Origin of the sequence: Pseudomonas inefficax (assembly GCF_032164165.1) — a bacterium.
Lineage (GTDB): Bacteria > Pseudomonadota > Gammaproteobacteria > Pseudomonadales > Pseudomonadaceae > Aquipseudomonas > Aquipseudomonas inefficax.
In genome coordinates, this window is sequence record NZ_CP134401.1 from 4,029,457 (window position 1) to 4,043,278 (window position 13,822).

The window sequence follows — 13,822 nt, forward strand, 5'->3', positions numbered from 1 at the left end:
CGGTGGTCTTTGGTGTGCTTGTTATCTGCAACATAGCTGCAGGAATGTGATTTTGCCTTACAACTGGGCATCGGCGATCATGGATGCTTTCGATTACCGCTATTGGAGAACTGGATGTCTCGTTCGCTGCCGGCTGCGCTGCTTGTGCTGTTTCTGGGGCTTTGGCTTGCTGCCAGTTATGGCGTGCGCTACGGGCTGATGGAGGACGGGCAGTGGGTGGGGCTGTGCACGGCCCCGGCGGCGTACTGGCAATGCGAGGTGCGGTCGTTGCTGGGGTTGGGCATTCATCACCAGGTGATGGCCTGGGGCGGGCTGGGGCTGGCGCTTCTGGCGCAGGTGGTTGCCGGCCGCGGAGGCTGGTGGCTGGCGGTGGTGGCGTTGGTCTTCGCGGTGCCGGCGCTGGTGCTGTATACCGCCAGCATTGCCGTGTTCGCGCTGGTGCTGGCGGGGTTGCGGCTGGTGCGGGACGCTGGTGCTACGCGGACTTTGTAGGAGCGGCCTTGTGTCGCGATGGGCCGCAGAGCGGCCCCAGCAATCTATGCCATTGCGCTAATCCTGGGGCCGCTTTGCGGCCCATCGCGACACAAGGCCGCTCCTTGTATGTTGTGTCTGGCCTAGCGGGAGAGGTTATTCTCGTCGGGCTGAAGAAGCACTTCCGGGGAGGCCGATCGCTCCTGAAGGCAGGCATTGCCCCTGACCTTGTATGTAGAGAGGCCCCCCGCCTCATTGCCCACTGCGAAGAGTATCGAGAAGCCGACAAGTCGGACTTCGCATTACAAGGTTGCAGCAGCATGAAGTTCGAGGTCGGGGAACCGGAGGCCATTGTTACCTAACTCGCTTGGAGAGGGAAGAAATGAGTGTCTGGGTTGGCGTCGATATCGGCTCACGTACTTCGGTCGTTGCGGTGCGTAAAGATGGGCGTCCGGCCGGACAGTGGGATATCGCTCAAACCCCTGCAGGCCGTAAGGCTGCGGTGAAAAAGCTGCTGGCACTCAAACCCAAGTCGATCGTGATGGAGGCGACCGGAATCTATTACCTGGACTTGGCCCTTGAGCTACATGCGGCTGACCTTCCTGTATCCGTGATCAACCCCAAGAGCTTCCACAATTTCGCCAAACTAATGCTGGTGAACAGCAAGACCGATGCAATAGATGCTCAACTGCTGTCCGAGTACGGCGAGCGTATGACACCGCGCTTGTGGACACCTCCAAGCCTTGTGCAGCTTGAGCTGAGGGCTCTGGGGCGACACATCAATCGTTTGGTGGGGCATCGTACAAGGGCGAAGAACGAACTGCATGCATTGCAGGCGACCGCTACAACCGTGTCGATGCTGATCGAGGATCAGGAGGAAGCGATTGCTTCACTGGATAATCGAATTGAGCGCTTTCGTAAGGCGGGCCGCGAGCTGGTCGCCCAGTGTCCGACGCTTACTCGGCAGTACAAGCAGCTGCTCGCAGGGCCTGGGATGGGAGAAGTCTCGGCACTTGCGGCATTGGCTGAACTGACCATCCTTCCTCAAATACTCAAGTCCTCGCAGGTAGCTCGCCACGCGGGTCTCGATGTTCGACAGACCCAATCGGGAACGAGCATTGATAAGCCCGGCAGACTCGGCAAAAGTGGGAATGCTTATCTACGGGCAGCCATGTACATGCCTGCCTTGACCGCAGTGCGCTGCGACCCTTATGCGAAGGCTTTTTACGAGTCGTTGGTCAACAGGGGCAAGAAGAAAATGCAGGCTATCGCTGCGGTCATGCGCAAGTACCTGACAGGCATCTGGGCATGCATGCGCGGGAATGAGCCATTTGATACGGCCAAGCTTTTCAGCTCTGAACACCTCAGAAAAGCTTGACCGCCAACAGAGTATCTACAGGGATGTGTATTTTCAGGCCGTGCGAGCAAGGCGCAAGCTCCGCCACAAGGCCGCGGTCATCAGCACACTCACCCCGGCCCACCCCCAGGCCTGTTGGTTCTCCAACCCCTCAACAAACAATTGCGGCGCCACCCCGGCACCGACGATGAACGCCAGCAACGCCACCTCCGCCCGCCGCGCCCGCACCGGCCACAGTGCAAACACCAGCGCCGGCAACGCCAACGCCGCGCTCGGGAAGCTGCGATAGCGTGGGTCGAACACCATCGCCAGCATGCTCACCGCTGCGGCAAAACCCGCCGCCAGCAACAGCCAGCCGGCCCGCGCCCGCAGCCAGGCGTACAGGCGCTCGCGCCAGCCCGTGCGCCGCGCCAGGGCCAGCACGGCATGGGCCAGCACCAGCAGGTTCAGCCCGGCCAGCAACACCGCCCACAGCCACTCCCCGGCAAAGCGCGCATGGGTACGCATCAGCTCGCCCCAAAGCCCCAGGCAGCCTGCCCCAAACGCCGCCAACAACGGCAGCAGCATGGTAGCCGTCGGGGTGGCGGGGCGCCCGGCAAGCATCAGCATCAATACCATCAGCACGGCACTGGCCAGCAACCACTGCGGCCAGTAGGGCAGGTTGCTCACCGGCCCTTCGAGCACGCCCTTGTCCTGCCGGTCGGCATCGTACAGCCCCCAGTAACCACCGACCGCCCCCTCATTGGCGCGTTTCCATGGCTGGTCGAACGCCTCGATCAGGTTGTAGTGCCAGCCGTTGCTTTCGGCCATGGCCACGAACCCGCGAATGAAGCGCGCCTCGTTGACCCGGCTGGGCTGCGCGGTCTCGCGCTGGCGGCCTTCGCTGGGCCAGCCGGTTTCGCCGATCAGGATGTCCTTGGGCGCGAAGCGCGTGCCAAACACCCGGCGCACATCGGCGACATGGGCCAAGGCTTCGTCGATGCCACGCGGGTCGTCTTCCCAGTAAGGCAGCAGGTGGATAGTCAGAAAGTCCACCGCCGGCGCCACCTGCGGGTGTTGCAACCAGAACTCCCACACATCGGCGTAGGTCACCGGCACCTTGACCTGGCTTTTCACCCGGGCGATCAGCGTGGCCAGGTGTGCGCCGGTCACCTCCTTGCGCAGCAGCGTCTCGTTGCCGACGATCACCGCGCTGACCACATCGGGGTTGGCGTTGGCGGCGGCGATCAGCAGCTCGATTTCTTTTTCTGTGTCGGCCGGGTGGGCGTTGACCCAGGCGCCCAGCATCACCTTCAGGCCATGCTTGCGCGCCAGTGCCGGGATTGCCTCAAGACCGGTCTGGGAATAGGTACGGATGCACTGGAAACGCTCAGCCAGCAACGCCAGGTCGGCATCCATGCGGGCCGGGCGCAGACGGAACGGCTGGTCATAGGGCGACTGGTCCTTGTCGAACGGGGTGTACGAAGCGCATTGCAGCTTGTGCGTCGGGCTGGCCGCGTCCGGTAGTTGCACCGGCTTGCCAAGCCCGTACCAGAGCCCTCCGAGCCCGAGCAGGGCGAGCAGGCAGGCAAGCAGGTACAACGGCAGCAGCAGGCGGGTAGAACTGGGCATCGGGCGGTCCATCGTCAGGCGCAAAAGGGTAGATAGTAGCCCGGCGCCAAACCTTTGGCATGCAAGGATCGCGCAGGTCGCCGCAGGCCGATGGCGCTAATGGCATAGTGCTGTCGCATATGGCGCGCATACAGGTCGCAGCTGGAGCAGGTCGACTATTGTTGCAGGACGATGATGCAAATTCCGAGACCTGACGAGGGGATGCTTTGATGGCTGCTAATACAAGAATGCGACGTTTCCTGGGTGTGGGCACTGCCATGGTACTGGCCATGGGGGCGGCACAGGCGATGGCCAAAGAAGTAAGCATTGGTTACGTGGATGGTTGGGCTGACAGCGTGGCTACCACCAACGTGGCCGCCGAAGTGATCAAGCAGAAGCTCGGCTACGACGTGAAGTTGCAGGCCGTGGCCACCGGGATCATGTGGCAGGGCGTGGCAACCGGCAAGCTGGATGCCATGTTGTCGGCCTGGTTGCCGGTGACCCATGGCGAGTACTGGGCCAAGAACAAGGACAACGTGGTCGACTACGGCCCGAACTTCAAGGACGCCAAGATTGGCCTGATCGTCCCCGAGTACGTCAAGGCGGTGAGCATCGCCGACCTCAAGACCGACGACACCTTCAAGCAGAAGATTGTCGGCATCGATGCCGGCTCCGGGGTGATGCTGAAAACCGAGCAGGCCATCAAGGACTACGACCTGACCGGTTACAAGCTGCAGGCCAGCTCCGGTGCGGCGATGACGGCGGAACTGGGCCGAGCCTATAACAAGCAGCAGTCGATTGCGGTGACCGGCTGGGTACCGCACTGGATGTTCGCCAAGTGGAAACTGAAGTTCCTCGAAGACCCGAAAGGCGTATATGGCGCCGCGGAAACCGTGAACAGCATCGGCAGCAAGGAACTGGCGACCAAGGCCCCGGAAGTGGCGGAGTTCCTGAAGAAATTCAACTGGCAGTCGAAGGACGAGATTGGCGAAGTGATGCTGGCTATCCAGGAAGGCGCCAAGCCTGAAGCGGCGGCCAAGGACTGGGTGGCCAAGCACCCTGATCGCGTGAAGGAGTGGACTGGCAAGTAACAACCCGTCAGGGCCAGTTTTGCTGTTTCGCGGGTGAACCCGCTCCCACAGGGATTTGCGCAGTCTTCGGGCTTGCGCAAATCCCCTGTGGGAGCGGGTTCACCCGCGAAAGGGCCATAACTTTGTTACGCAACTGGTAAAACACCGTTGCATCTAAGACTAAGGTCGTCTGGTTGGCGTTCCATAGCCGCATAAAGTAAGGGTCGTGGGTTCCACCCCTATCTGTGCTGCTAGGACAAAAACAATGAACGACAGCATTTACCTCTCGATACAAAACAGCCCCCGCTTCAAGGAGCTGGTTACCAAACGCGAACGGTTCGCCTGGATTCTATCGGCGATCATGCTCGGCCTGTATTGCGCCTTCATCCTTCTGATCGCCTACGGTCCTCAGATACTGGGCACCAAGCTCAGCCCTGAGTCATCGATTACCTGGGGCATTCCCCTGGGCGTCGGCCTGATCATCTCGGCATTCGTCCTGACCGCCATCTACGTGCGCCGCGCCAACGGCGAATTCGATGAGCTGAACAAGGCCATCCTGAAGGAGGCGCAACAATGATTCGCCACGCCAAAACCTTGGCCGTACTGGCCTGCGGAGCCTTCGCACCCGCCGTGTGGGCCGCCGATGCCCTGACCGGCGAGGTGCAGAAGCAACCGCTGAACGTTTCTGCGATCGCCATGTTCGTGGCCTTCGTCGCCTTCACCCTCGGCATCACCTACTGGGCCTCCAAGCGCAACAAGTCGGCGTCTGACTACTACGCCGCCGGTGGCAAGATCACCGGCTTCCAGAACGGCCTGGCGATTGCCGGCGACTACATGTCGGCGGCCTCGTTCCTGGGTATTTCCGCACTGGTGTTCACCTCCGGCTACGACGGCCTGATCTACTCGATCGGCTTCCTGGTCGGCTGGCCGATCATCCTCTTCCTGATCGCCGAACGCCTGCGCAACCTGGGCAAGTACACCTTCGCCGACGTGGCCTCGTACCGCCTCGGGCAGAAGGAAATCCGCACCCTGTCGGCCTCCGGTTCGCTGGTGGTTGTGGCCTTCTACCTGATCGCGCAGATGGTCGGTGCCGGCAAGCTGATCGAGCTGCTGTTCGGCCTGGACTACCACGTGGCGGTGATCCTGGTGGGTATCCTGATGTGCCTGTACGTGCTGTTCGGCGGCATGCTGGCCACTACCTGGGTACAGATCATCAAGGCCGTGCTGCTGCTGTCCGGTGCCAGCTTCATGGCGCTGATGGTGATGAAGCACGTGGGCTTCGACTTCAACACCCTGTTCTCCGAAGCGATCAAGGTGCACGCCAAGGGCGAGGCGATCATGAGCCCGGGTGGCCTGGTCAAGGACCCGATCTCCGCGTTCTCGCTGGGCCTGGCGCTGATGTTCGGTACCGCCGGCCTGCCGCACATCCTGATGCGCTTCTTCACCGTCAGTGACGCCAAGGAAGCGCGCAAGAGCGTGCTGTACGCCACCGGCTTCATCGGCTACTTCTACATCCTCACCTTCATCATCGGCTTTGGCGCCATCCTGCTGGTCAGCACCAACCCGGACTTCAAGGACGCCGCTGGTGCCCTGCTGGGTGGTAACAACATGGCAGCGGTGCACCTGGCCAACGCGGTGGGTGGCAGCGTGTTCCTCGGCTTCATCTCGGCTGTTGCCTTCGCCACCATCCTGGCAGTGGTCGCCGGCCTGACCCTGGCCGGTGCTTCGGCAGTGTCCCACGACCTGTATGCCAGCGTATGGCGCAAGGGCAAGGCCAACGACAAGGACGAGATCCGCGTATCGAAGATCACCACCGTCGCCCTGGGCGTACTGGCGATCGGCCTGGGCATCCTGTTCGAGAAGCAGAACATCGCCTTCATGGTCGGCCTGGCGTTCTCCATTGCGGCAAGCTGCAACTTCCCGGTACTGCTGCTCTCGATGTACTGGAAGAAGCTGACCACCCGCGGCGCCATGATCGGCGGCTGGTTGGGCCTGGTGAGCGCGGTGACGCTGATGGTTCTCGGCCCTACCATCTGGGTACAGATCCTCGGCCACGAGAAGCCGATCTACCCGTACGAGTATCCGGCACTGTTCTCCATGGCCATTGCCTTCGTCAGCATCTGGTTCTTCTCGGTCACCGACAAGTCCAAGGCTGCCGAAGACGAACGTGCGCTGTTCTTCCCGCAGTTCGTGCGTTCGCAGACTGGCCTGGGTGCTTCGGGTGCTGTTTCGCACTGATCCTTCAGGCAATAAAAAAACCGCGCTTCGGCGCGGTTTTTTTGTGTTTTTGCCGCTAGATCATGCCTAGTAGCAACAACACCAGCAGAATTACCAGCACCACGCCGATGATGCCGGACGGGCCATAGCCCCAGCTGCGCGAGTGCGGGAAGACCGGTAAGCCACCAATCAGCAGAAGGATCAGGATGATGATGAGAATCGTGGTCATGACGGAGTCCTTGCGTGGTTGAGGGTCAAGGGCCTCGGACTGCTGGCCTCTTGTAAATAAGGACTGCCGGAGTTTGTGAAAGATTCCATTTGTGTAGCGCCGTGCCGGCCTCTTCGCGGGTAAACCCGCTCCCACAAGAACAGCGCAACCTTCAGGCCTGTGGTGATCTTGTGGGAGCGGGTTTACCCGCGAAGAGGCTGGCACAGGCCAACCACGCAGTCATGCCCGTCCATTCACTACCCTGATGAACCCTGCCAGCCCCCCAAGCCTTGATTAGACTCGCTGCACAACCCATCAGAACAAGGCCAGCCACCATGCAAAACCGCATCATGATCACCGGCGCCGGGTCCGGCCTCGGTCGCGAGATCGCCCTGCGTTGGGCACGTGAGGGCTGGCGCCTGGCGCTGGCCGATGTCAACGAAGCCGGCCTGCGCGAAACCCTGGAGCTGGCCCGCGCAGCCGGTGGCGAGGGCTTTGTCCAGCGTTGCGACGTGCGCGACTACAGCCAGCTCACCGCCCTGGCGCAGGCCTGCACCGAGCAGTTCGGTGGCATCGACGTGATCGTCAACAATGCTGGCGTCGCCTCGGGCGGCTTCTTTGCCGAGCTGTCGCTTGAAGACTGGGACTGGCAGATCGCGGTCAACCTGATGGGCGTGGTCAAGGGCTGCAAGGCCTTCCTGCCGCTGCTGGAGCGCAGCAAGGGGCGAATCATCAACATCGCCTCGATGGCCGCGCTGATGCAGGGCCCGGGCATGAGCAACTACAACGTGGCCAAGGCCGGCGTGCTGGCCCTGTCGGAAAGCCTGCTGGTCGAGCTACGCCAACTGGAGGTGGCGGTGCACGTGGTGTGCCCGTCGTTCTTCCAGACCAACCTGCTGGACTCTTTCCGTGGGCCGAACCCGGCGATGAAAGCCCAGGTTGGCAAACTGCTTGAAGGCTCGCCAATCAATGCGGCGGACATCGCCGAGCACATCCACCACCAGGTCGCGGCTGGCGAGTTCCTGATCCTGCCCCATGAGGCTGGGCGCCAGGCCTGGCAACTGAAGCGTCAGGCCCCTGAGCGGCTGTATGACGAAATGGCCGAAATGGCGGTAAAAATGCGGGCCAAGGCCCAGTCGCGATGATTCGTCTGTAAGTAAAGTTACCTGGAAATGTAGGGTCTTTCTGAATCGCGGCAGAACTATTGAGTAGCCGTATGCCATCAGGGCAGGCTCCGGTTTTCCCTCACGCTGGAGGATTGGAGCATGCTGGTAATAGGGCGCGAAGTAGGAGAGATCATCGTGATTGGCGATGACATTCGGATCATGGTCGTGGAGACGCGGGACGGGGTGGTGCGCTTTGGCGTGGATGCACCACGGCAGGTGCCGGTGCATCGGGCCGAGGTGTACAAGCGCATCAAGGAGGGGCAGAAAGATAAAGCCCGTGGAATCTGATGTTGCCTGTGCCGGCCTCTTCGCGGGCTCGCCCGCTCCCACAGGGGCCGCGCAAGGATCAGGCCTGCGGTATTCCTGTGGGAGCCCGGCTTGCCGGCGATGAGGCCAGACCTGCTATTCGAGCAACTCCCGGGGCACGTCATGCTTGGCCAGCAACTGGCACTGCTGGCTTTCCAGGTCGAACAGGATGAACGCCTGGCCCTTGGCCAGTGCCTGGCGCACCCGCAGCACACGGGTTTCCAGCGGGGTGTCGTCGCCGTTGTCGGTACCGTCGCGGGTGACGAAGTCCTCGATCAGGCGGGTCAGGGTTTCGGCTTGCAGTTGGTCGTAGGGGATCAGCATGGTGGGCGTTGCCTAGGGTGTCGGTGGGGGCATGCTACGCGAAACATTCGGGATTTTGGGGCCGCGTTGCGGCCCCCAGGGCCTCAGCCCTTGTTGCCAACCAGGCTATCCACCGCCGGCACCCGCGTATCGCTCTCCATCTGCGCATCATGCTCCAGCTGGTGGCTGAAGCGCTCCAACGACGCATTGGCCGGCTGCGAATCACTGGCAAACACCGGTGGGCTCAGCAGGTATGCCGACAACAACCGGCTTAATGCCGCCAGGCTGTCGATGTGTGTTCGCTCGTAGCCATGGGTGGCATCGCAACCAAAGGCCACCAGCGCGGTACGAATATCGTGCCCCGCCGTCACTGCCGAATGGGCATCGCTGAAGTAGTAGCGGAACAGATCGCGCCGCACCGGCAGGTCGTGGTCGCCGGCCAGTTTCAGCAGGTGCCGGGACAGGTGGTAGTCGTAAGGCCCCGACGAGTCCTGCATGGCCACGCTCACAGCATGCTCGCTGGAAGCCTGCCCGGGCGCCACCGGGGCAATGTCGATGCCGACGAACTCGCTGACATCCCAGGGCAAGGCACCAGCCGCCCCCGAGCCGGTCTCTTCGGTGATGGTGAACAGTGGGTGGCAGTCGATCAACGGTTGGCGGCCGCTTTCCACCACGGCTTTCAGCGCCGCCAGCAGCGCTGCCACACCTGCCTTGTCGTCCAGGTGGCGGGCGCTGATGTGGCCGCTTTCGGTGAATTCGGGCAACGGGTCGAAGGCAACGAAATCACCAATGCTCACACCCAGCGCCTCGCAGTCGGCGCGGGTGGCGCAGTAGGCGTCCAGGCGTACCTCGACGTGCTCCCAGCTGATCGGCATCTGGTCGATGGCGGTGTTGAAGGCATGCCCGCTGGCCATCAGCGGCAGCACGCTACCCCGGTATACGCCAGTGTCGGTGAACACGCTTACCCGGCTGCCTTCGGCGAAGCGGCTGGACCAACAACCGACCGGCGCCAGGGCCAGGCGGCCATTGTCCTGCAACTGGCGCACGCTGGCGCCAATGGTGTCCAGGTGGGCGGACACGGCGCGGTCGGGTGAGGTCTGCCGGCCCTTGAGGGTGGCGCGGATGGTGCCGCGGCGGGTCAGCTCGAAGGGGATGCCCAGCTCGTCCAGGCGTTCGGCCACGTAGCGCACGATGGTGTCGGTGAAACCGGTGGGGCTGGGGATGGCGAGCATCTCCAGCAGTACGCGCTTGAGGTAGTCGAGATCGGGTTCGGGATGTCGGTCGGACATGGTTGGGGGACTCCTTTACTCCTATGCCGGCTTCTTCGCGGGTAAACCCGCTCCCACAGGTCCACCACAGCCCTCGATACTTGTGGGGTCTCTGTGGGAGCGGGTTTACCCGCGAAGAGGCCAGCAGCGGTTATGCCAAAGGCCGGCTATGCGGAAACAGCAGGTCGATAAAACGCTCGGCGGTCGGCTGCGGTTCATGGTTGGCCAACCCGGCACGCTCGTTGGCCTCGATGATCACGTACTCCGGTTGCCCGGCATCACGCACCATGAAGTCCAGCCCCACCACCGGGATCTCCAGCGCCCGTGCAGCGCGCACGGCGGCGTCGGCCAGCACCGGGTGCAGGCGCTCGGTCACGTCCTCCAGAGTGCCGCCGGTATGCAGGTTGGCGGTGCGCCGCACGGCCAGGCGCTGGCCGGCGGGCAACACATCCTCATAACCAAAGCCCGCCGCGCGCAGGGTGCGCTCGGTTTCGTCGTCCAGCGGAATGCGGCTTTCGCCACCGGTTGCCGCCTGGCGACGACGGCTTTGGGCATCGATCAGCTGGCGGATACTGTGCTTGCCATCGCCCAGCACCTGCGCCGGGTGACGAATGGCTGCCGCGACCACTTCGTAGCCGATTACCACGATGCGCAGGTCATGCCCGGCATGGAAGCTTTCCAGCAACACGCGGCTGTCGAACTGGCGGGCATGCGCCACGGCGCGGGTAATGTCGTCGATGCAGGTGAGGTTCACCGCCACGCCCTGGCCTTGCTCACCATCGACCGGCTTGACCACCACCGCGCCATGCTCGTCGAGAAACGCCAGGTTGTCGTCGGCATTGCCGGCCAGCTGTTGCGCTGGCACCAGCAGCCCGGCGTTGTGCAGGGCATGCTGGGTCAGGCGCTTGTCCTGGCACAGGGTCATCGTCACGGCGCTGGTCAGGTCGCTGAGCGACTCACGGCAGCGAATGCGGCGCCCGCCCAGGCTGAGGGTGAAAAGGCCGCCGGCGGCATCGTCCACCTGTACCTCGATGCCTCGGCGCAGCGCTTCGTCGACGATGATGCGTGCATACGGGTTGAGGTCGGCTTGAGGCCCAGGCCCCAGGAACAATTGTTCGTTGATGCCGTTCTTGCGCTTGACCGCGAAGGTCGGCAGGTTGCGAAAACCCAGCTTCTGGTACAGGCGCTTGGCCTGGCGGTTGTCGTGCAGCACCGACAGGTCCAGGTAGGCCAGGCCACGGCTCATGAAATGTTCGATCAGGTGGCGCACCAGCACTTCACCCACGCCGGGACGGGTGCAATGCGGGTCTACCGCCAGGCACCACAGGCTGCTGCCGTGTTCGGGGTCGTCGAATGCCTTGGCGTGGTTCAGGCCCATGACGCTGCCGATCACCGCGCCGGTGTCTTCGTCCTCGGCCAGCCAGTACACCGGGCCGCCCAGGTGCAGAGGCGTGAGCAGCTCGGCGTCGACCGGCAGCATGCCGCGCGCCTGGTACAGGGTGTTGATTGCCTGCCAGTCGCCCGGGTTCTGCGCCCGGCGCACGCGGAAGCCGCGGAACACCCGCTGCGCCGGGCGGTAGTCGGTGAACCACAGGCGCAGGGTGTCGGAGGGGTCGAGGAACAGTTGCTGCGGGGCCTGGGCCAGCAGCTGCTGCGGCGCGGCCACGTACAGGGCGATATCGCGCTCGCCGGGGCGCTCTTCCAGCAGGTCGGCGGCCAGGTCGGCCGGGTTGGGGTAGGTGTGGCCGATCAGCAACCGGCCCCAGCCGCAATGCACGGCGCGTGGCTGGTCGTGGGGCTGGCTGCCATCGCCGGCCAGGCGCGCCTGCAGGCGCTCGTAGGACGGCGCCTGGCCGCGCAGCAGGCGTTGACCGTAAGCGATTTCGTGGGCTTTCATCGGTCAGATTCCTTGTTCGCTCAGCCACAGGTTCAGTGCCGCCAGCTGCCACAGCTTGGAACCACGTAGCGGCGTCAGCTGGCCGTGCGGGTTGCTCAGCAGGCGGTCGAGCATGGCCGGGTTGAACAGCCCGCGGTCCTGGCTGGGGTCGGTCAGCAGCTCACGTACCCAGCCGAGGGTGGCGCCTTCCAGGTGCTTCAGGCCCGGCACCGGGAAGTAGCCTTTCTTGCGGTCGATCACCTCGTGCGGGATCACCCGCCGCGCCGCCTGCTTGAGCACCTGCTTGCCGCCGTCGGGCAGCTTGAAGCGTGCCGGAATGCGCGCCGACAGCTCCACCAGCCGGTAGTCGAGGAATGGCGTGCGCGCCTCCAGGCCCCAGGCCATGGTCATGTTGTCGACCCGTTTGACCGGGTCGTCGACCAGCATTACCGTGCTGTCCAGGCGCAGCGCTTTGTCTACCGCATCGGGGGCACCGGGGCGGGCGAAATGTTCACGGACGAAGTCGCCGGCCGCGTCGCTTTCCAGCAGCCAAGGTGCCTGCACGGTGTCGCGGTACTCGGCGTGGCTGCGATCGAAGAAGGCATCGCGGTAGGCGGCAAAGGCATCTTCGGCGCCGTTTACCTGCGGGTACCAGTGGTAGCCGGCGAACAGCTCGTCGGCGCCCTGGCCGCTTTGCACGCCCTTGCAGTGCTTGGCCACTTCCCGCGACAGCAGGTAGAAGGCGATGCAGTCGTGGCTGACCATCGGCTCGCTCATGGCGCGGAAGGCCGCTGGCAACTGCTCGATGATCTCGTGCTCGGCGATGCGCAGCTGGTGGTGACGGGTGCCGTAGTGCCTGGCGATCAGGTCGGAGTACTGGAACTCGTCGCCGCGTTCGCCGCCGGCATCCTCGAAACCGATGGAGAAGGTCGACAGGTCGTCCACGCCCACTTCGCGCAGCAGGCCGACCAGCAGGCTGGAATCGACCCCGCCAGACAGCAGCACACCCACGTCCACCGCTGCCCGTTGGCGAATGGCCACGGCGTCGCGGGTGGCGTCGAGCACGCGGGTGGTCCAGCCTTCCAGGTCCAGTTCCCGTTCGTCGGGGTTGGCGCCGTAGTGCAGCTGCCACCAGGTCTGGCGTTCCACTTCGCCATGGCGGTCGATGCGCATCCAGGTACCGGGTTCCAGCTTTTGCACGTTGGCCAGCAGGGTGCGTGGTGCCGGCACCACGGCGTGGAAATTCAGGTAGTGGTTGAGTGCCACGGGGTCGAGCATCGGGTCGATGTCACCACCCTTGAGCAGCGCTGGCAGGGTCGAGGCGAAGCGCAGGCGCTCGCCGTTGCGCGACAGGTACAAGGGTTTGACGCCCAGGCGGTCGCGGGCGAGGAACAGGCGCTGGTTGTCGCGCTCCCAGATGGCCAGGGCGAACATGCCATTGAGCTTGGGCAGCAGGGCCGCGCCCCAGGCGTGGTAGCCCTTGAGCAGCACCTCGGTGTCGCCGTCGGACCAGAAGCTGTAGCCCAGGGCTTGCAGCTCCTGGCGCAGTTCGGGGAAGTTGTAGATGGCGCCGTTGAAAGCCAGCGACAGGCCCAGGGTGTTGTCGACCATCGGCTGGGCAGAGCCGTCGGACAGGTCCATGATTTTCAGGCGCCGGTGGCCGAGGGCGATCGGGCCTTGGCTATGGAAGCCCCAGGCATCCGGGCCGCGGGGCGCCAGGTGATGGGTTATGCGCTCTACCGCAGCCAGGTCGGCTGGGCGAGGGGCTTGGTCGATGGGGGTGAAACGCAACTCTCCTGCTAATCCGCACATAGGTCCTTACCGGTTTTTCCGTTGGGGAGGGGGTGCCCCGGATTAGGGCACCTTAAGGAACTGACCCATGTGCTTTGCGAGAGTTTTAGATCGATCTGTTATATGGGGCAAAGGCCTGGGGACGCTATGCGCCCCTTTCGCGACACAAGGCCGCTCCTACAAGGGAACGCGATCTCCT

At 63.5% G+C, this 13,822-nt stretch carries 13 protein-coding genes; 7 read left to right on the plus strand and 6 right to left on the minus strand.

Annotated elements, in window-relative coordinates:
- Positions 1-114: 114 nt before the first annotated feature.
- Positions 115-492 (plus strand): hypothetical protein, encoded by a 378-nt coding sequence (locus RIN61_RS18220; protein ID WP_112249331.1) that lies wholly within the window; start codon positions 115-117, stop codon positions 490-492.
- Positions 493-853: 361 nt separating this feature from the next.
- Entirely contained in the window at positions 854-1,849 is a 996-nt protein-coding gene (locus RIN61_RS18225; protein WP_252379473.1) for an IS110 family RNA-guided transposase, read from the plus strand.
- A 33-nt stretch (positions 1,850-1,882) separates the two neighbouring features.
- Here RIN61_RS18225 and RIN61_RS18230 read toward each other — a convergent pair whose 3' ends face one another.
- On the minus strand, positions 1,883-3,451 hold the full coding sequence (locus tag RIN61_RS18230) for a glycoside hydrolase family 17 protein (RefSeq protein WP_313853245.1): 1,569 nt from the start codon (positions 3,449-3,451) through the stop codon (positions 1,883-1,885).
- A 197-nt stretch (positions 3,452-3,648) separates the two neighbouring features.
- Between RIN61_RS18230 and RIN61_RS18235 the strand changes: the two genes are divergently transcribed.
- From RIN61_RS18235 to RIN61_RS18245, 3 genes are all read left to right on the plus strand, one after another.
- Positions 3,649-4,509, plus strand: coding sequence for a glycine betaine ABC transporter substrate-binding protein (locus RIN61_RS18235; RefSeq protein ID WP_112249330.1), 861 nt, complete (start codon positions 3,649-3,651; stop codon positions 4,507-4,509).
- A 244-nt stretch (positions 4,510-4,753) separates the two neighbouring features.
- Complete coding sequence (locus RIN61_RS18240) at positions 4,754-5,065, plus strand: DUF485 domain-containing protein (protein ID WP_112249329.1); 312 nt, start codon at positions 4,754-4,756, stop codon at positions 5,063-5,065.
- A complete protein-coding gene (locus RIN61_RS18245) occupies positions 5,062-6,726 on the plus strand; it encodes a cation acetate symporter (protein ID WP_112249328.1) in 1,665 nt (554 codons plus the stop codon). The genes RIN61_RS18240 and RIN61_RS18245 overlap by 4 nt, the downstream gene beginning before the upstream one ends.
- A gap of 55 nt (positions 6,727-6,781) precedes the next feature.
- On the opposite strand, the gene RIN61_RS18250 is transcribed toward RIN61_RS18245, so the two are convergent.
- On the minus strand, positions 6,782-6,934 hold the full coding sequence (locus tag RIN61_RS18250) for a DUF3309 family protein (RefSeq protein ID WP_003252624.1): 153 nt from the start codon (positions 6,932-6,934) through the stop codon (positions 6,782-6,784).
- 314 nt (positions 6,935-7,248) lie between these two features.
- Between RIN61_RS18250 and RIN61_RS18255 the strand changes: the two genes are divergently transcribed.
- Both RIN61_RS18255 and csrA read left to right on the plus strand, forming a co-directional pair.
- Positions 7,249-8,058, plus strand: coding sequence for an SDR family oxidoreductase (locus RIN61_RS18255; protein ID WP_112249327.1), 810 nt, complete (start codon positions 7,249-7,251; stop codon positions 8,056-8,058).
- Between the two features lie 120 nt (positions 8,059-8,178).
- Positions 8,179-8,367 (plus strand): carbon storage regulator CsrA, encoded by a 189-nt coding sequence (csrA, locus tag RIN61_RS18260; RefSeq protein ID WP_085589970.1) that lies wholly within the window; start codon positions 8,179-8,181, stop codon positions 8,365-8,367.
- Positions 8,368-8,481: 114 nt separating this feature from the next.
- Here csrA and RIN61_RS18265 read toward each other — a convergent pair whose 3' ends face one another.
- The 4 genes from RIN61_RS18265 to RIN61_RS18280 form a co-directional block, all read right to left on the minus strand.
- On the minus strand, positions 8,482-8,709 hold the full coding sequence (locus RIN61_RS18265; protein WP_004575803.1) for a YheU family protein: 228 nt from the start codon (positions 8,707-8,709) through the stop codon (positions 8,482-8,484).
- A gap of 83 nt (positions 8,710-8,792) precedes the next feature.
- The gene (locus RIN61_RS18270; protein WP_025338084.1) at positions 8,793-9,977 is read right to left on the minus strand and encodes an osmoprotectant NAGGN system M42 family peptidase; all 1,185 of its coding nucleotides are present in this window, start codon (positions 9,975-9,977) and stop codon (positions 8,793-8,795) included.
- Positions 9,978-10,107: 130 nt separating this feature from the next.
- Complete coding sequence (gene ngg / locus RIN61_RS18275; protein ID WP_215520394.1) at positions 10,108-11,853, minus strand: N-acetylglutaminylglutamine synthetase; 1,746 nt, start codon at positions 11,851-11,853, stop codon at positions 10,108-10,110.
- 3 nt (positions 11,854-11,856) lie between these two features.
- Positions 11,857-13,644 (minus strand): N-acetylglutaminylglutamine amidotransferase, encoded by a 1,788-nt coding sequence (locus RIN61_RS18280; protein WP_112249325.1) that lies wholly within the window; start codon positions 13,642-13,644, stop codon positions 11,857-11,859.
- Positions 13,645-13,822 lie beyond the last annotated feature (178 nt).

What these genes read in the sequence shown, in the direction of transcription:
- RIN61_RS18220 (WP_112249331.1), top strand. Translation starts at nt 115, where the DNA reads ATGTCTCGTTCGCTGCCGGCTGCGCTGCTTGTGCTGTTTCTGGGGCTT.
- RIN61_RS18235 (WP_112249330.1), top strand. Translation starts at nt 3,649, where the DNA reads ATGGCTGCTAATACAAGAATGCGACGTTTCCTGGGTGTGGGCACTGCC.
- RIN61_RS18255 (WP_112249327.1), top strand. Translation starts at nt 7,249, where the DNA reads ATGCAAAACCGCATCATGATCACCGGCGCCGGGTCCGGCCTCGGTCGC.
- RIN61_RS18225 (WP_252379473.1), top strand. Translation starts at nt 854, where the DNA reads ATGAGTGTCTGGGTTGGCGTCGATATCGGCTCACGTACTTCGGTCGTT.
- RIN61_RS18270 (WP_025338084.1), bottom strand. Translation starts at nt 9,977, where the DNA reads ATGTCCGACCGACATCCCGAACCCGATCTCGACTACCTCAAGCGCGTA.
- RIN61_RS18250 (WP_003252624.1), bottom strand. Translation starts at nt 6,934, where the DNA reads ATGACCACGATTCTCATCATCATCCTGATCCTTCTGCTGATTGGTGGC.
- RIN61_RS18265 (WP_004575803.1), bottom strand. Translation starts at nt 8,709, where the DNA reads ATGCTGATCCCCTACGACCAACTGCAAGCCGAAACCCTGACCCGCCTG.
- ngg (WP_215520394.1), bottom strand. Translation starts at nt 11,853, where the DNA reads ATGAAAGCCCACGAAATCGCTTACGGTCAACGCCTGCTGCGCGGCCAG.
- RIN61_RS18230 (WP_313853245.1), bottom strand. Translation starts at nt 3,451, where the DNA reads ATGGACCGCCCGATGCCCAGTTCTACCCGCCTGCTGCTGCCGTTGTAC.
- RIN61_RS18240 (WP_112249329.1), top strand. Translation starts at nt 4,754, where the DNA reads ATGAACGACAGCATTTACCTCTCGATACAAAACAGCCCCCGCTTCAAG.
- csrA (WP_085589970.1), top strand. Translation starts at nt 8,179, where the DNA reads ATGCTGGTAATAGGGCGCGAAGTAGGAGAGATCATCGTGATTGGCGAT.
- RIN61_RS18245 (WP_112249328.1), top strand. Translation starts at nt 5,062, where the DNA reads ATGATTCGCCACGCCAAAACCTTGGCCGTACTGGCCTGCGGAGCCTTC.
- RIN61_RS18280 (WP_112249325.1), bottom strand. Translation starts at nt 13,644, where the DNA reads ATGTGCGGATTAGCAGGAGAGTTGCGTTTCACCCCCATCGACCAAGCC.